We start from the raw sequence: 16,684 nt of genomic DNA on the forward strand, positions 1-16,684 counted from the left end.
ATTAAGGAGCCTATTGGGACTGTTGCTGCTGTTGCAGCATCTGTCGGGCAATGCGTGGTGCCGTCCAAAGACTCGGCAGCAATACCAAAGATACCGGTACTGCCGTGACCACAATAAAGGACTGCAGCGCCGAGATAGAACCTGAGCCGAGGGAAATCAGCACCGCTGCCATCACCCCCATCATCACGCCCCAGAATACGCGCACGCCGCTATGTGGGTGATCATGACCCGTCATCACCATCGACACGGCATAGGTCATGGAATCACCTGTGGTGGCAACAAATACCGTGGTCAGCACTAAAAACGCCAGCGACATCCAAAACCCTGCCGGCAACTGCTCGGTAATGGCCAACAAAGCAGCGGGCAAGTTAAAGCCAGTAAAGGGCTCTGAAATCACCCCGGGCTGCTGCAACTCAAACGCCAAGCCAGAACCGCCGATAATGGTGAACCACACACAGGTAATCACAGGCGCTAACAGTGAAATCAGCACCACCATTTGACGAATGGTACGACCACGGGAAATACGGGCGACAAACATCGCCATCAAAGGGCCATACCCCAAAAACCAGCCCCAAAAGAACACCGTCCACCAATCCAGCCAGCCCGGATCAGCACGGAAGGTGGCCATAGGAATAAACTGATCGAGATAAATACCAAATGAAGCCAAAAAGGCATCGGAGATAAACGCCGTCGGCCCAAACAGCACGATAATGGCCATCAGTACCACTGCCAGCACCACATTAAAGCGGCTCAGCAATTGAATGCCTTTGGTCACACCCGAGACCGACGATAAGGTATAGAGCACAATCAGCCCCAACAACACCGCCAGCTGAGTGGCAAAGGTATCGGGAATACCAAACAGCTTTTCCAGACCGAAGCTCACTTGTAAGCCCAAAAAGCCAATCGGCCCGACGGTACCGGCCACTACCGCCAATACACAGGCAGCGTCGACCAAACTGGCCAGCGGGCCATGTAAGGCTTTGTCGCCAAACACAGGGTAAAGCAAGGTGCGGGGCTTCAGTGGCAGACCTTTTTCATAGTGCAAATACATAAACACAATGCCGGTCAAACTGCCGAGAATGGCCCAGGCGAGAAAGCCCCAATGCATAAAACTTTGCGCCAACGCGTGATGCGCCGCGCTTAAACTGCCCGCCTCTTCAGCCGCAAACAGCGGTGGCTGCGAGGTGAAATGCGCCATCGGCTCCGCCGCTGCCCAAAACACACCGCCACCGGCCAGCAAGGTGCACATGATGATGCTGGTCCAGCGAAAGGTCGACATTTCTGGTTGGTCGGTGCCGCCCAGCACCACATCGCCGGTACGGCCAAATGCCAACACCAGACCAATAAAAAACGTTAGTAATAATAAGATTTGCCAATACACCCCAAACCATTGGGTGGCAATGGAAAAACTGGATGAGACCCAGTCAGATACGGCTTGTTGATTGAATAATGAGAGCACGGTGAAGAGCACGAGGGAACCACCACTGAGCACCAGAACGGGCCAGTCGATATGAGCTAGCCAGCTCTGAGGTGGACCATGAGCAAGCGGCGTGCGCACCGACTCTGTTTTAATGTTTTGCATGAAGTCTCCTTTGAGCCGGTAACAAACCGGGATAAAAAAAGCCCATCATGAGATGGGCTTTGCGGGGCGGGAATTGTCCAGATTCACGCATCATGTGCAAGGTAATAGCACACAGATGTCAGCTCTGGCTACCAGCGGTACAATTTGGCTACCAGCGATACAGAGTCACCAGCAAAATCAGCAGTAGCAGTGGAATAGACAGCCACAATACGCAACGCCGCCACCACAAGGCGACGCCGGCACTGCCCAAGGCAGCATCTATTTGCTCTGCGGTCAGCACCTTGGCCGCAAACCAGGCAATTAATAAACCGCCGATGGGCAAAAACACATCCGGTGGAATGCTGGTCAATAAATCAAATAAGGTCTTACCGGCAAAGACATCGATAAAGGCCAGAGGATGCCAGTCGGCCAGCACCCCAAAAGACAAGGCAGCCGCCACGCCCACCGCCCAAACGCTGAAGCCGACCGCTAATGATGCCAGCGGGCGCGGCCAGTGTTTGTCGACCAACATGGCCACCAAGGGTTCTGCCAAGTTAATGGAACTGGTCCAGGTGGCCAGTACCAGAAGTAAAAAGAAGGCCGACAGCCACAAAGGGCCGCCCGGCACGTCCGCAAAAGCGACCGGCAGGGTCACAAACATCAACCCAGGCCCTGCGGCGGGTTCCATATTATGGCTAAACACCACGGCAAAAATCGCGATTCCCGCCAGCAAGGCCACCACCACATCCAGTACCGCCACCGCCACCGCAGCACGCGGTAAACTTTGCTGCTCTGGCATATAAGCGCCGTAGGTCATCAGTGCACAAGCACCCACCGCCAGGGTAAAAAAGGCATGGCCCATGGCATCTAAGGTGGCCTGCCAACTTAATGCCTCAAGATCTGGCCAAAATAGCCAGTGCATAGCTGTGGCAAAGCCCGGTGTGGTGGCCGCAAAGCCGGCCAGCAATAACAGCAGCAGATACAACAGCGGCATTAACAAGTTATTTAGCTTTTCAAGGCCAGCGCTGACGCCACGGGCCACCACCGCCATGGTCATCAGCAAAAAGGCGACGTGACAGCCCAGCATCAAAGGCAAGTCTTGCAAAAAACTATTAAAATGGGCGCCAACTTCGGGGGTGGTTAAGCCAATAAATTCACCACTCACGGACTTGCCAAGATATGCCAGCGACCAACCCGACACCACGGCATAAAAAGATAAAATACAGAACAGGGTAAGCCCGCCAAACATGGCCAGCCAGCGCCATTGTGAGCCTGAGCCGTTACGTTTAGCCAGTTTCGTCAGTGCTTCTAATGGGCCTGCCCGACCGGTGCGACCAATCATGATTTCGGCCATCATCACCGGCAGCCCGAGCACCAGAATAAACAGCACATACTGCAATAAAAACGCACTGCCACCGTTTTCACCGGTCATGTAAGGGAAACGCCAAATATTGCCAAGACCCACGGCGGCGCCAGTGACGGCAAGGATAAAGGCGCGGCGCGATTGCCAGCGAACAGGGGTTTGAGGATCGGCCATGGCTACTCCGCGACGGCAAAAAAGCGGCGATTATACGGGACCTTGGCGTTTCAAGCAGCGCCGCTCAGTTACGGCCGTAATAGCGCGGCCGCTGATAGCGAAAAAACCCCTGCTGCTCCTCGCGTGCAATGGTGATGGCCTCATGGCCAAACACCTGCTGCCTGAGCTGATTAAGGCGCCGCTGCAAAGACTCGCCCTGCCACTGCTGGGTCAGAGCCTGACGCTGGAGCATATAATCCAGCCCGCGTTGCCAACGTAACTCGCGTTTGTCATCACGCTGCGCAAGCCATTGACGCCTTTCCGCACTAATGCCCAGTTGCTGGCGGGCGCGATCAATGGCGGCTTTTCTGTCTAGGGCGGCCATGTCCGCCAGCCGCCGCTGCACTGAATCTAGGCTGAAAAAAACCGTCGCCACGGCACTCTGGGAGATAGCTTCGGTGGCTGTGGGTGTCTCTAACAGCAGCTGTTGCAGCTCGCTTAGGGTTTGCTCTAACGGCTGAGATGTCTGCTGCAGGCGCTGCAATTTTGCTTGCAGGGCAAGTTGCTGTTGCTCCAGCTGATCCCGTTCATGCTGCCAAATGTGCTCAGCCTGCTCAGCAAACAGTGCACGCCGCTGCTGCCACAGCAGTGCCTCGCGCTCAAGTGGCGTCATATTCAATAAGATTTTATGTTGCTGCATGAGCCACTGCTGGTAAGTTTCGAGCCCGGCAAACAGCCATTGCAACTCGATCGCCTGGAGCGGAAAAGCCTGCTCAATAGCGCTATCGAGTACCGCAACCGGCACCATGTTATTAATTTGCTGCTGTCGAAAGTGATACAGCGCCAAGCGCACAGACAGAGACTCGATCGGTTGAAAGTCACGCTGTAAGCGCTGAGCCAAGCTTGTCTGCATCAAACTGCTGGGTGCGGACTGCAGATGGGCCTCTGACAGTGCATCTGTGGGATTACGCTGCAGCACCACAGGCCGCATCTGCGCCAACAACAGAGCGACGGCAAACGCCGTCGCCAATATGCCTAACCAGAAGTTCATAACAGCGGCTGCAACACCGGCCAGATTAACTGCGCCAATTTTTCCGAGCCCGATGACGCGGGGTGGATGCCATCAATAATGATGTCACCGTCGTTTATGCTGGCGCGAGGATCAACAAACTGGCAGTCAACGGCGGCATTACCACAAGCGCGATCTAAGGTGGCATTGCCGTAATCTACCGCCTCTTCCAGGCTGTCCAATCTAAAAACACCGTTTTTGGTGTAGTAATAGCCTAAATAAACAACGTGCTCGACCTGATCGGCGGCCATGTCGTTGAGTAAATTAACGCCGTCGACATACAGATCGTCGATAAAACTTTTACAGCGGCCACTCAGCCGACCAAATTGATACCATTGGGTTTTGCAGTTATGTGGATCGAGCAAGGTCAACACAGGTATCAAAATATCGTTACCGCCGCCATTCATCACCACCACATCAATGTCGCTGTTATCACCACGGGCCTGGGCATATTGCTCAACCACCGAGGGCACAGCAATGCCACCTTCTAGCTCGGCACCGCTGCGGGTGTACTTGCGAAAGGTTTCACCAGCGTAAGCTTCGAGATTAAGCTGTAGCTCGTTGGATAAATCAAAAATGGAATCTCCCAAGGTAATGACCTGATCATTGTCGGCATCCGACACTACGTTGCCACCGCCACAGGCTGCTAGCCATAAGGCGCTGAATAACATCAATAGTTTTTTGCTTATTGTCGTCATAGTGCTCTCCGTTCACTCATCAACAGTTTTTCCAGACTAGAAAGACGGTATTGAGCTGCAGGAAATCAACGCAACCTGGCCTGAAATGTTGCCACCCAAACCAAGGGATTCAGTTATTGGAGTGAGGCATTTAAAGCCACCATGACGTCAAGCCACTTGACCCAGGCATTCAGCCAACCATATATTTGACTACTCAACTACTTATCAAGCACTGGTAAAATACATGGCCAACAATGCCGATTTACTCACCGATCTCATCAGACTGCAGACCCTGCTTCACAAACACTTAACCGGCAGTTTGTCGGTCCATGGCATTGGCGTGTCCGATTTTCAGCTGCTGCAACAACTACACCAGGCGCCGGCTCATACCATGCGCCGCTCGGATTTGGCCGCAGCAATTGGCTTGAGTCCTTCCGGCGTCACACGCATGTTAAATCCGCTACAAAAGATTGGCCTGGTAGAAAAGCAGCTCAATCCTCGTGATGCCCGGGTTAGCTTGGTGAAATTGAGTGAGACAGGTAAACGCATTTATAGCGAAGCTCTGATTGCTTTTGAGCACAGCGCCGACCGCCTGCTTGAGCCCCTCGCCCAGCAACAACGAATGACACTGGCAGAAACTCTATCGACGCTGCTACCTAGGCGCTAGGGCTTCGCTATGCAACAGCAGCAACTGCGCCAACAACTAATTCAGGCCATGCAATGTCCGGTGCAGTCATTAGTGACTCAAGATGGGAGAAGTGCGTATCTAAGCGCAGGCCAAGGCAAAGCAATTTTATTGTTACACGGTGCCGGTGCTGGCGCCGTTAGCTGGTATCCCACCATAGCGGCGCTGGCCAATGGCTATCGGGTTATTGCACCGGACATTATCGGTTATGGCGAATCGGACAAGCCCGCTGGTCGCTATGATCGCGATTTTTTTATCCACTGGCTGGCTGATTTTTTACAGCAGTTGGAGTTACCGCCAATGCCTGTGATTGGCCTCTCTCAAGGCGGTGCACTGGCTTTACACCTAGCACTTAAGCAGCCACAGCGAGTAGAAAAGCTGGTGCTGATTAACAGCGCAGGACTGGCAGCCAAACCTCCGCTTGCTGCACTGCTCGGGCTGCTATGGTTGCATACTAGGCCATCAAAATTGGCCAACCGCTTTTATAGTCGTTATTTACTGCAACAACCGTCTCGGCGCCTTGCCGCCCATGCACACTATTCCAATGCCGTGCTTAAAAGCCCTGGCGGTAAACATGCTTTTCGTCTAGGCCGAGGGACTGCCGTTGCCCCCTTTACCCGAGAGGAGCTGCGAAACATTAAAGCCGAAACCCTGTTTATTAATGCTCAGCAAGACCGGCTATTTAATATCAAACATGCTCGGCAAGCGGCAAATATAATGCCCAATGCCAAGCTTCACAGCCTGGATGGCGGCGGCCATTTGCTACACATGGAGCAACCTGAACGCGTTAACTCACTGATGTTGGATTTTTTATCACCGCCATATTGATGGTTGCGGTTTAGGCCAGCATAAATTTCTGTCGGTATTGAGTCGGCGACAGACCCAAGCGCTGTTTAAATAGGCGCCGAAACGAGTTGCTGTCCTCATAGCCGACTTGCCAGGTAATTTTTTCAAAGGATAAACGCGTGGTTTCTAATAAAAAACGTGCTTTTTCCAACCGCAAATGCTGCAAATATTGAACCGGTGGCATGCCGGTCGCCTCTCGAAAACGGCGCACAAAATTACGCGGACCAAAACCAAACTGGCTGGCTACCTGATCCAGCTGTAGCGGTTGCTGACAATGCTGCTCCAGCCACAACTGTACTTTATACACCTCGGGATCCTGATGTGCTCGCCGAAACTGCTCACTGGCATAGGCCGTCTGCTGACGCTCACCACTATCCATCAGCATTTTTTTAGAGCACTCCAGCGCCAATTGTGGCGAGCAGAATTTGCGCACAATATACAGTAACAAATCGCCTCCGGTCGCCGCACCGCCCGAGCACAACATGCGCTGATCATCAGTCACCGACTTTTCTGGCTTGAGCTGTACCGCCGGAAATAGTTGAGAAAATTTGTCTGCAAATAGCCAATGAGTGCTGGCTTGCTTGCCATCCAGCAAGCCTGCCGCTGCCGATACAAAGGCACCGGTACACATGCTAGCCACATAACTGCCTTGCTGATAAATCCGATTTAGCCAAGGAATCACTGCCTGCGATTGCTGCATTAACGGGGATATTTTGAATAGGAAGCCTGGAATTAATACCAGCTCAACATCCTCAACGTCATCCAAAATACGTTCAGGCTGTAACCGCAAACCGCCCGTAGACAACACTGGCTGACCATCGGGCGAGGCAGTACAAACATCAAACAGATTGTCCACCGGCTGACCTTGCTGTTGGTTCGAATGATGATGCAAGGCATTGGCTACCTCAAAAAACTCCATCGCTGCTGCCACACTCATCGATGAGCAATGCTCCAGCAGCAAAATACAAACTTTCACCTCTATTCCCCTGATTGCAAAAACCGCATGTACTAAGTCTGTTATGCCTATGGAGCACCAGGGCTGTCAACATCTAGCATGGAGGCATTGTTAGTCGAGATAAAAATGTTATGAAACACCTCTATCGCTTACTGAAAAAACCGTTTTTTGGTCGTTTTGAAGTACCGTGGAAATGGCCCGAGCACAGCGAGCCTAAAGACTGGATCAGCGTACGCTTTAGTGGCCATACCGGTTCAACGCTGGCAGGGCTAATCGGCGATGCACGTGGTCGCCCCAAAGGAGCAATTGTACTCTGTCATCCGATGGGAGCAGCGGCCAAAGGCTTTTGGATCAAGCATGGCCATGCCGAATTCTTACGCCAGTCTGGCTACCACGTACTGCTGTTTGACTTAAATGGCTTTGGTGAAAGTGAATCGACGCATATGGATTATCCGCTCGATATCCTAGCCGCGGGTGTGTTTATGCAGCAACGCTATGCAAACCTGCCCATCGGTTTAATGGGAGCTTCGATGGGTGCCGCCATGGCGTTATGTACGCTAAGTCATGCCAGTCATCCGTTTAAGGCTGCTGTTTTAGAAGCCCCCTTTGCGACCTTGCTCGATTTTTGGTCACGTTATCCACTGCCCAAGTTAGCACTGCAGGCATCAATGTGGCTGTACCCATCAGGGGAAAGGCGCTTACGGCCTATGTTAGCTGCCGAGAAAATTCAACATCGGCCAGATATGCTGCTCATTTACGGTGGAGCAGATAAATTCACTCCCGTAAGCCAAGGGCACAGCCTGATGAAACCATTGAGCCGAACCTGTAACGCCGAACTGTGGCAAGTACCCTGCGCTGAGCACACCCATGCGTATCGCCAACAGCCGCAACAGTACGCAGAAAAAGTGCGTTTTTTCTTTGATGCTGCGCTACAAGAAAAGAGTGCACCTGCGGATCGAGCCGCTAAGCCGGTGCTAGGGCCTGTTAACACTATTTAGCTCTTTGCTGCTGGACGTCAGTTTTTTCTTGAGTGAGGCATGAGGAGTGTGATTTAACGGAATAAGCAACGAATAACGCGACTCAGGGAAAAACGGACTCCTGCCCTTCGGGTTGTGGCTGAAAAGCCCTCAATCTGTGTTGCCCATCCTTCATTTAACTCGTTAAACATCACTCTTCGCGCCTTAGTTGAGGGCTTTTCAGCTCATAACAGCGTGATCGAAATAGTGTTAACAGGCCCAAGCCTGCGCTAATCAAAGCTGGCTGCTCTATCGCTTGGTTATTTGCCGTCATCACCTTCTGGTGGCATTAATGGCGCAAATAACCACAACAGCAATGAAAAACCAAAAATGAAAAACAGCCCACTGGCAATTATCTGGTTACTTTCAGCGAGATGAAAACTGCCGCCAATAAAACCGGCCAGTATTAATAACACCAACGCCGCCAATGCTAGCACGCCAAACACTCGGCCGGTCCACACTGCCGGCCAGTGCAATACTGGCCAAAAGACTGACAACAGCAACAGCAATGCGACAGCGAGACTTAATAAAGACCAAATCCCCAGACCTAATGCCTGAATACTGACCAAAGTCGTTATCATCACAGCAATGGCCTGCAAAACTTTACTTAACTGCAGCAGCATGGGCATAGTAATCTCCTAATTAGAGCTGCAATGACTGTAGCAACTCACATTACGATATGACAACGCCCCACCGGTAGCCACGCAGGCCACATTCTCTGATGACACAAAACACGTCACGCAAAAATCTGGCCCTACTGTGGGGAACGCTACTGTCATTGGCAGCCGCCATTGCACTGCTGCCGTATCAATTTTTATTTTTCAAAATCGTGCCGGTGTATTTTTTCAGCAACTGGCTTCCCGGTCCCTTCACATCTGGCTGGTTGATTAGCGTGTTGCTGTTAATTCCGGCCGCTTGGCTGAGCAAGACAGCGGCCCAGGCACGTCAAGTCACACTACTCGCCACCATCGGTGCCGTGTTACTAGGGACACCGCTATCACTCCACCTGCATACGGGTGCTATCACCTTCAACAGCCTGATTAGCCAACTGCTGTGGGTAAGTTTTATTACGCTTCCGCCTACGCTGGCGCATTTACTGGCGCGGACGGCCAGCGAGGCGTTGCTATAACCCACACTGGCAACAACACAGCTCAGGCACTCACTTGCAATACAATTTTGCCACGCGACTGCTGCGACTCTAACAAGGCATGGGCACGCCGCAGGTTGTCGACGGTCAATAAGCCAAAATCTTGCGTCATGGTGGTGCGAATCAGCCCCTCATCCACCAAAGCTGCGACCTTCGACAACAAATGATGCTGCTGTATTTTATCGTCGGTTTGATACAGCGAACGGGTAAACATCAACTCCCAATGCAGAGATACACTCTTGCGCTTAAATGGCAGGGCATTGAGTTCAGCCGGATCATCGATTAAACCAAATTTGCCTTGTGGCGCAATCACCTCGACGATATCGCTGAGGTGTTGATCGGTCTGATTCAATGACACCACATAATCCACTGCCGTCACACCTATACAACTCAGTTGTGGCGCCAAAGGCTGTCTGTGGTCAACGATGTGATCCGCACCCAGCTGCTGCAGCCATTGCTGACTGTCGCGGCGCGATGCCGTGGCAATCACAGTCACGTCGGTGAGTTGCTTAGCCAGCTGCGTCATGATGGAGCCAACACCACCTGCGGCGCCAATAATTAGCAAAGTTTTACTGCCTTGGTTGATGTCGCTGGTAACGCTTTGAGCAATTTGCAAACGATCAAACAGCATTTCCCAGGCCGTGATGGTGGTTAAGGGTAAGGCGGCCGCTTCAACAAAAGTCAGCGATGCTGGCATGTGCCCAACCAGATGCTCATCAACCAGCTGATATTCGGCGTTACTGCCAGGGCGGGATAAATCGCCGGCATACCAAACCTTATCGCCAGGTTTAAACAAGCTGACCTTGTCACCGACCGCAGTGACGATGCCACTGGCATCCCAACCCAATACTTTCCATTCACCCTCTGGCGCCGAAACCGCTTGGCGAATTTTGCAATCCACCGGATTTACAGACACCGCCTGCACTTCTATTAATACATCATGACCCTTCGCCACAGGCTTAGGCAGCTCAACCGACTGCCAATTTGAGTGATCAGTTAAGGCATGAGCCTGTTCGTAGGCAATTGCTTTCATATCAGCCTCGATTATTGATGGTATTAGGGGTTAATTTTTCTTCGCTAAAAGATGGGTAGTCGCAGTAGCCCTGCTCATTGCCACCAAATAGAGTGGCGGGGTCAAATACTGCTAATGGCCAAGCATTCAGCAAACGCTCTGGCAGATCTGGGTTGGCAATAAAGGCGCGGCCAAAAGCGACTAAATCGACCAGACCACTGGCCAATAGCTGCTCTGCTTGGTCTTGCTGATAACCTCCTGCCACCATTAATACGCCATCAAAATCGGCTCTTAATTGCTGGCGAAAGCTCAATGGAACGTTGGGCGCATCGTCCCAATCGGCTTCCGCCAAATGCAAATACGCCAGCGATAGCTGATTGAGTTGCCTAGCGGCATAGCCGATGGTGTCAATGATATCGGGGCAGTTCATCCCCCTAGCGGTAATAAAAGGCGCCAAGCGAGCGCCTACCCGGTCGGCACCAATTTCTTCTGTCACCGCCCTGCTGACCTGCAACAAAAAACGAGCACGATTCTCGATACTGCCGCCATAAACATCGTCACGCTGATTTGAGGTCGAGCGCAGAAATTGATCAATTAAATAGCCATTGGCGGCATGTATTTCGACACCATCAAAGCCAGCCTCCATGGCAGCACGGGCAGCGCGGCGATAATCCTCAATGATGTCGTCTATTTGCTGCTGGCTCAGCGCCGTCGGCGGCGAGCATGGCAGCATCTGCCCTTCGCCTTGATCATTGGCGACCCACACTTGGGCATCGGCGGTTATCGCCGACGGTGCCACCGGCGCTTTGCCTTGCTGAAACTGATGATGTGACATCCTCCCCACATGCCACAGCTGAGCAAAGATGCGCCCACCTGCTTGATGCACGGCATCGGTAACTTGCTGCCAGCCCTGAACTTGCTCGACGCTATGGATGCCAGGGGTAAAGCTATAGCCCTGGCCTTGGGGCGAGATTTGCATCGCTTCGCTAATAATGAGCCCTGCACTGGCGCGCTGGGCGTAGTAGCGTGCCATCGAAGCAGTCGCAATATTGCCTGGTTGGGCACTGCGGCAACGGGTCATCGGCGCCATCGCAATACGATTTGGCAAGGTCAGGGTGCCGAGCGGCAAAGGATCAAACAGTGAGTTGGACATACGAATAGCTCCAGTGACAACAGAACTGCAGGGAGCAAACGCCATTGCCTGCCGAATGCAGACAGCGCTGTTTAACCCCACCTTGGTGATCACGGTATTCCAATGCCATAATTTGAAAAACAGGCCACATCAAGAATCAGATTCAAATAATTTTTGAAAATGAAAGCTCTACAAGATCTTAAAATCTTTCTCCTTACCGCTCAGCTGGGCAGCTTGTCGGCCTGTGCCCGGCAAATGAACCTGACGCCAGCCGCCACCAGCGCCGCCATCAAACGGCTAGAAGCGGAGCTCGATGTCATGCTGTTTGTGCGCTCCACCCGACGCTTGCGGCTAACACAGGAAGGCGAGCTATTTCGCCAGCACTGCCAGGAAGCCCTGCAGATTCTCGACGACGGTATTCAAACCCTGAGCCAGGGTGTTGAGCTGATACGTGGGCGTTTGCAGTTATCAACACCATCAGATTTGGGACGCAACCTGTTGCTCAGCTGGCTCGATGAGTTTGAGCAGCGCTTTCCTCACATCGAACTGGCATTGCAGGTCACCGACCGGTTAAGCGATTTATATAGCCAGCCAGTGGATTTGGTATTGCGCTATGGCGAGCCCGCCAGCTCTAATCTGATTGCGCTGCCGGTGGCCGCCCACAACCGGCGAATGCTGTGTGCAGCCCCCAGTTATCTGCAGCAACACGGCACGCCCGCCACCCCAGAGCAACTACAGCAGCATCATTGTTTGTGTTACATGCTGGGGGAATACCACTATGACCGCTGGCGCTTTGTGCGCGATGGTGAAGAACTAACCATCAAGGTGCACGCCAAACGTCTGTCTGACGATGGCGATGTGGTGCGCCGTTGGGCGGTGGCTGGCCATGGTATTGCCTATAAATCGCAATTGGACATTGCCCAAGATTTATCCGCCGGCAGACTGGTTGCGGTGTGCCCTGATTGGCAGGGAGAAGCGGCCCCTCTCAACTTATTATGTGCCGATCGGCGTCAACTCAACCCGGCGGTAAGAACACTGCATCAAGAATTACAAGTGTATTGCCTGCAAGTGTTGGCTCAACTCAGCAACGCCAAATAAAATAGCCCGCACTATCGAACTTATATTTCGTATTATTTGTGCTTATTTTGCGTCATTAACTTTAACATTCAGATTTTTGTCGATAACACTATTTATTAACCTTTTCTTTGCCTTATCAAGACATTACCAAAGAGTTATCCCGAAGCTCTTGATAATTCAAACAAAAAACATTCCTCGATCAAAAAACAAACAAAAAATCCCACCACCAAAATACAACAGAACGCAAGACAAAACAGGCCACAATTTTTTTTTTGCCACACAGAGATTAAAGAGGCATTCATTGAAATCGTCATATAGCGCCTTAACCATAGAAAAAAAACGCCAAAAATATGCAAAAAGCTTACTCCAAACAAAGTAGAACTATCGTTTTGCTTTGCTCGAAACAAGGGCATTCGATGCCGAATCTGAGTTTATAGACCCTGATCACACTGTGGATATTACCTATTTGATCCTGACCAGGCGATCAAGAAATATTCCTGGGCGGCACAAATTCACCGTGACTTTGTGCAAAGAAATTTACAAAGGAATGCAAGATGAACTACTCACCTAAAACACTACTACGACTTTTAACTCCTATTGCTGCCTGCCTAGCAAGCCTGCATCAAGTTAATGCTGGCCCGGTAAATTTAGATGCCCAGACAATGGCCAATTTGCCAGCGGAACTAAGCTCGCAGTTGCATATCTACGGCGATGATCAAGACAGTCAGCTTTATTGGTATGCCGCTAAAACCGCACAATTAAAAAGCAACCGCAATCGCACCGACTTTCGCTTGCGCCTAACCATGGCTAACTATGGTCCTTATGCCGGCCAAGCCGCCGTTAGTTATACCGGCGCATTGGACAGTAACAACAGCTCAGAGCTGCAAACTGCACTGCAAAGTTACGCCCAGCAACACAATATTCGCTTTCAGCCACTAGGCGCCAGCGCAGCCTTTACCACCGCAGCGGCTGCGGGACTGGCTACAGATGATCAAGGCCAAGTAAAGGTCAATTGCACGCTGGAGAACGTCTCATCCAACCGTGGCACTGAGTTCCAACTACCCATTTGTAAAGCACAAACGCAGTCTGGAGAGTGGATTAACGCAGAAGCCGGAACTCAATATGTTCGAGCAATTCCCCAAGGCTACAGCGTCGACAGTGATCGCATTATGATCACCGGCGTAACAACCTCAGGATGGGTAGAAAAAATAGAAGAAAAACTGCTAGAAAAAAGCAGCTGGCAGGACATGATGAGCTTCGTCACGGAATGGTCGGTCAAAAACAGAAGTGATCGTATCGAACAGCTGGGCTCAGCCCAGGTGGATTGGCGAGCCTTGTTGCCCTATCTGTTTAATTATAAAGGTGCAGATCATGTATACAGCTACGACGATATTCAAAGCTTTATGCTGTCTCTGGTGCATCACCCAGTAGAAGAAACGGGTGTCACGGTACGCAATAGTACCGAGGCTTCTGACGAAAAACTGGCGCAAGCGTTGACAGAGAGTTTGATGCGTACCTTATTTACTCCACTGGCGCCGGATAGTGAAGCTGGCATCCAGTACACCTTACGTACTAATTTTTCTAAGCTGCAAAGTCCACGCGTCGATTCCTTGTACTTGTTCTGGCAACCAGGTATGGCTGTCGCACCAACGACCGTTACCACGGTCAACTGTATGACAGGCGATTTAAGCTGGCCTGCTAGTTTGAGCGCCTGCTAGCTTTCGTTAACGGCGAGCCTGCTAGGGCCAGTTAATACTATTTAGCGCTTTGCTGCTGGACGTCAGTTTTTCGAGGCATGGGGAGCATGGTTTAACGGAATAAGCAATGAATAACACTATTCAGGGAAAACGGACGCCAGGGCTTAAAATCCCTCAACCTGTGTTGCTCATCCTTCATTTAACTCGTTAAACATCAGTCTTCGCGCCTTAATTTAGGGGTTTTCAACTCATAACAGCGTGATCGAAATAGCGTGAACAGGCCTAGGGTCTGTTCACGCTATTTAGCTCTTTGCTGCTGGAAGTCAGTTTTTTGAGGCATGAGAAGCGTGGTTTAACCGGTTAAATAAGCAACGAATAACGCGACTCAGAGAACAACGGACGCCAGCCCTTTGGGTTAGGGCTTTAACCAACCCAGACAACCGTGTTTTCATCGATGCAAAGGGTGAGCAACGGTTAGTCAGGATGCTGCTCAAACTGTTTTGCTTGGTCACCAATGTGCAACCAGCTGGGTTTTTCAGCAACAAATTCATGAAACTGATTTTCAATTGTTAGACTGTCATCCAAACAATTGGCGACGATGGGAAAAGACTCGGCGTCGGATAAAACCTCCCCCAGTGCAGTACCACAAACAGAGCAAAAGCAGCGGTCATACTGATACGGTGGCTGAGCTTTGAAGGTTGAAATGCTTTCATTGCCCTGCACTAGGCGAAACGTGTCAGCCTTAACGAATACCAGAGTACTGGCGCCCACTTTACGGCACCGACTGCAATGGCAGGTCCCCATCATGGCTGGCATTTCAGTCAACTCAAAACGTACCGCCCCACAACAACAGCTTCCTTTGATCATATGTCACCTGTGCAGTAATGAATCACGGTCTTAGCATACACAATACTGTTTAAATAAACAGTGTTAATTTTAGATGCCGTACTCGCGCTCAACCTTGGCTATGCGGATAGAAAAGTGCTGGTACCATTGCTCATGGCCCAGGCGTTGGGCCTGCAGGTGCTCGCCATTATTTTTCCATTGTTGAATGGCTTCTAGACTCTGCCAATACGACACTGTTATGCCTAAGCCATTACGTACCGACTCCACACCTAAAAATCCTGGTTGCTGCTGCGCCAGTTCCACCATGCGCTCTGCCATGGACTGATACCCCTCCTCTACGGAGGTTCTCTCATTAGTGAATATTACCGCGTAGTAGGGCGGTTCGGGTGTATTGGCAATCTCAGACATTAAAGCTCCTAGTATTTATCGTCGCGGCAATCAAGGCAGGGCAATGATGACCTGCCGGACCGCTGACTGGCCATAGATTATCAGCAACACAAGTGCGCTAATAAGCCCGGTTTTTAGCTCATATCATACTGCAGTGGTGTCATCGCTGCGGCAAGGAACATAGAGTTACAACAACAGAGCCATTATCATGGCCTGCCCTGTTTTTTACCGCGAGAGAGAGTATGTCGTTTCCTCCCTGCCCCAAATGCCAATCCGAATTTGTCTACCCAGATCAGGACATGTTGATTTGCCCAGAGTGTGCCCATGAGTGGAAACCTAATGCCATCTCTGAAGAAGACAGCATCCTAGTGAGGGATGCCAACGGCACCCAGCTGGCTGAAGGCGATAAAGTCACTCTGATCAAGGATCTAAAAGTGAAAGGCAGCTCTATGGTGCTTAAAATCGGCACAAAAGCGCTGATTCGTCGCATCGTCGATAGCAAAGACCACCAGCTAGATTGCAAGGTCGATGGCGCCGGCGAAATGATGGTAACCGCTCAATTTGTTAAAAAAGCATGATACCCGCAGCACTGCTGGTTTATGTACCAGACATCCTGGCTGGCCTCGCCTGGTATCAGCAAGCTTTTCCACAGGCGGTGCCGCGCTATTACCCGGAGTTTGATTTTACCGTATTGGACATTAATGGCTTTTCGCTCGAAGTCGTTCAGGCCGATAACAAAGTCGGCAGCGGTAAAAAGGGTGTTGTCCTTTACTGGCATAGCGACGACTGGGATGCCACCCTAAAACGCCTGATTGAGCTGGGGGCCAGTCTGTACCGCGGCCCTATGGCCATTGAAAATGGCTTGTCTATGTGCCAACTAGAAGATCCGTTTGGCAATTTGATTGGTCTGCGCGGCAGGCCAAAATCAACCATGTGCCCAGCTTCCGTTGACTAAAACAGGGGGGATCAGATCTTTTATGATATACCTATCTCCCTAAGCCCAGTCCTAGCGAGCACGCATTTATCTGCGTAGTTACTAGGCACTGAAAGCAACACAGACA

18 protein-coding genes are annotated in these 16,684 nt (G+C 51.3%); 8 read left to right on the forward strand and 10 right to left on the reverse strand.

Features of this window, described 5'->3' with window-relative positions:
- Window positions 1–10: 10 nt before the first annotated feature.
- The 4 genes from AC55FS_RS18280 to AC55FS_RS18295 all read right to left on the reverse strand — a co-directional run bounded on the left by AC55FS_RS18280 (window position 11) and on the right by AC55FS_RS18295 (window position 4,844).
- The gene (locus AC55FS_RS18280) at window positions 11–1,582 is read right to left on the reverse strand and encodes a BCCT family transporter (RefSeq protein WP_496933731.1); all 1,572 of its coding nucleotides are present in this window, start codon (window positions 1,580–1,582) and stop codon (window positions 11–13) included.
- Window positions 1,583–1,730: 148 nt separating this feature from the next.
- On the reverse strand, window positions 1,731–3,098 hold the full coding sequence (locus AC55FS_RS18285) for a sodium-dependent transporter (RefSeq protein WP_496933732.1): 1,368 nt from the start codon (window positions 3,096–3,098) through the stop codon (window positions 1,731–1,733).
- A gap of 64 nt (window positions 3,099–3,162) precedes the next feature.
- Window positions 3,163–4,128: a hypothetical protein gene (locus tag AC55FS_RS18290; RefSeq protein WP_496933733.1), complete on the reverse strand. Its 966-nt coding sequence runs from the start codon at window positions 4,126–4,128 to the stop codon at window positions 3,163–3,165.
- Window positions 4,125–4,844 carry an SGNH/GDSL hydrolase family protein gene (locus AC55FS_RS18295; protein ID WP_496933734.1) on the reverse strand — a complete coding sequence of 240 codons (720 nt, stop codon included), beginning with the start codon at window positions 4,842–4,844 and terminating at the stop codon, window positions 4,125–4,127. Before AC55FS_RS18295 ends, AC55FS_RS18290 begins: the two co-directional genes overlap by 4 nt.
- A gap of 223 nt (window positions 4,845–5,067) precedes the next feature.
- Here AC55FS_RS18295 and AC55FS_RS18300 point away from each other — a divergent pair, with 223 nt between their 5' ends.
- Together AC55FS_RS18300 and AC55FS_RS18305 are read left to right on the forward strand one after the other, a co-directional pair.
- Window positions 5,068–5,490, forward strand: a complete 423-nt coding sequence (locus tag AC55FS_RS18300) for a MarR family winged helix-turn-helix transcriptional regulator (RefSeq protein ID WP_496933735.1) — start codon at window positions 5,068–5,070, stop codon at window positions 5,488–5,490.
- 9 nt (window positions 5,491–5,499) lie between these two features.
- Entirely contained in the window at window positions 5,500–6,336 is an 837-nt protein-coding gene (locus tag AC55FS_RS18305) for an alpha/beta fold hydrolase (RefSeq protein ID WP_496933736.1), read from the forward strand.
- A gap of 10 nt (window positions 6,337–6,346) precedes the next feature.
- Here the strand turns inward: AC55FS_RS18305 and AC55FS_RS18310 are convergent, their stop codons facing one another.
- Entirely contained in the window at window positions 6,347–7,330 is a 984-nt protein-coding gene (locus tag AC55FS_RS18310) for a GlxA family transcriptional regulator (RefSeq protein WP_496933737.1), read from the reverse strand.
- Between the two features lie 110 nt (window positions 7,331–7,440).
- Between AC55FS_RS18310 and AC55FS_RS18315 the strand changes: the two genes are divergently transcribed.
- The gene (locus AC55FS_RS18315) at window positions 7,441–8,307 is read left to right on the forward strand and encodes an alpha/beta hydrolase family protein (protein WP_496933738.1); all 867 of its coding nucleotides are present in this window, start codon (window positions 7,441–7,443) and stop codon (window positions 8,305–8,307) included.
- Window positions 8,308–8,585: 278 nt separating this feature from the next.
- On the opposite strand, the gene AC55FS_RS18320 is transcribed toward AC55FS_RS18315, so the two are convergent.
- Window positions 8,586–8,954, reverse strand: a complete 369-nt coding sequence (locus tag AC55FS_RS18320; protein ID WP_496933739.1) for a hypothetical protein — start codon at window positions 8,952–8,954, stop codon at window positions 8,586–8,588.
- A gap of 149 nt (window positions 8,955–9,103) precedes the next feature.
- Here AC55FS_RS18320 and AC55FS_RS18325 point away from each other — a divergent pair, with 149 nt between their 5' ends.
- Entirely contained in the window at window positions 9,104–9,454 is a 351-nt protein-coding gene (locus AC55FS_RS18325; protein WP_496933740.1) for a hypothetical protein, read from the forward strand.
- Window positions 9,455–9,476: 22 nt separating this feature from the next.
- On the opposite strand, the gene AC55FS_RS18330 is transcribed toward AC55FS_RS18325, so the two are convergent.
- Both AC55FS_RS18330 and AC55FS_RS18335 read right to left on the reverse strand, forming a co-directional pair.
- Window positions 9,477–10,505, reverse strand: a complete 1,029-nt coding sequence (locus AC55FS_RS18330) for a zinc-binding alcohol dehydrogenase family protein (protein ID WP_496933741.1) — start codon at window positions 10,503–10,505, stop codon at window positions 9,477–9,479.
- 1 nt (window position 10,506) lies between these two features.
- Entirely contained in the window at window positions 10,507–11,637 is a 1,131-nt protein-coding gene (locus AC55FS_RS18335; protein ID WP_496933742.1) for an alkene reductase, read from the reverse strand.
- Between the two features lie 159 nt (window positions 11,638–11,796).
- On the opposite strand from AC55FS_RS18335, the gene AC55FS_RS18340 reads away from it, so the two are divergent.
- Both AC55FS_RS18340 and AC55FS_RS18345 read left to right on the forward strand, forming a co-directional pair.
- The gene (locus tag AC55FS_RS18340) at window positions 11,797–12,714 is read left to right on the forward strand and encodes a LysR family transcriptional regulator (protein ID WP_496933743.1); all 918 of its coding nucleotides are present in this window, start codon (window positions 11,797–11,799) and stop codon (window positions 12,712–12,714) included.
- A 533-nt stretch (window positions 12,715–13,247) separates the two neighbouring features.
- Window positions 13,248–14,411 carry a hypothetical protein gene (locus tag AC55FS_RS18345; RefSeq protein ID WP_496933744.1) on the forward strand — a complete coding sequence of 388 codons (1,164 nt, stop codon included), beginning with the start codon at window positions 13,248–13,250 and terminating at the stop codon, window positions 14,409–14,411.
- 453 nt (window positions 14,412–14,864) lie between these two features.
- Here the strand turns inward: AC55FS_RS18345 and AC55FS_RS18350 are convergent, their stop codons facing one another.
- Together AC55FS_RS18350 and AC55FS_RS18355 are read right to left on the reverse strand one after the other, a co-directional pair.
- Entirely contained in the window at window positions 14,865–15,257 is a 393-nt protein-coding gene (locus tag AC55FS_RS18350; RefSeq protein ID WP_496933745.1) for a GFA family protein, read from the reverse strand.
- 69 nt (window positions 15,258–15,326) lie between these two features.
- Window positions 15,327–15,644 (reverse strand): antibiotic biosynthesis monooxygenase family protein, encoded by a 318-nt coding sequence (locus AC55FS_RS18355; RefSeq protein WP_496933746.1) that lies wholly within the window; start codon window positions 15,642–15,644, stop codon window positions 15,327–15,329.
- 221 nt (window positions 15,645–15,865) lie between these two features.
- Between AC55FS_RS18355 and AC55FS_RS18360 the strand changes: the two genes are divergently transcribed.
- Together AC55FS_RS18360 and AC55FS_RS18365 are read left to right on the forward strand one after the other, a co-directional pair.
- Complete coding sequence (locus AC55FS_RS18360) at window positions 15,866–16,201, forward strand: zinc ribbon domain-containing protein YjdM (protein ID WP_496933747.1); 336 nt, start codon at window positions 15,866–15,868, stop codon at window positions 16,199–16,201.
- Window positions 16,198–16,578 carry a VOC family protein gene (locus AC55FS_RS18365; protein ID WP_496933748.1) on the forward strand — a complete coding sequence of 127 codons (381 nt, stop codon included), beginning with the start codon at window positions 16,198–16,200 and terminating at the stop codon, window positions 16,576–16,578. Before AC55FS_RS18360 ends, AC55FS_RS18365 begins: the two co-directional genes overlap by 4 nt.
- Window positions 16,579–16,684: the final 106 nt, after the last annotated feature.

It is taken from the genome of Bacterioplanes sp. CLAM21 (genome assembly GCF_059641015.1).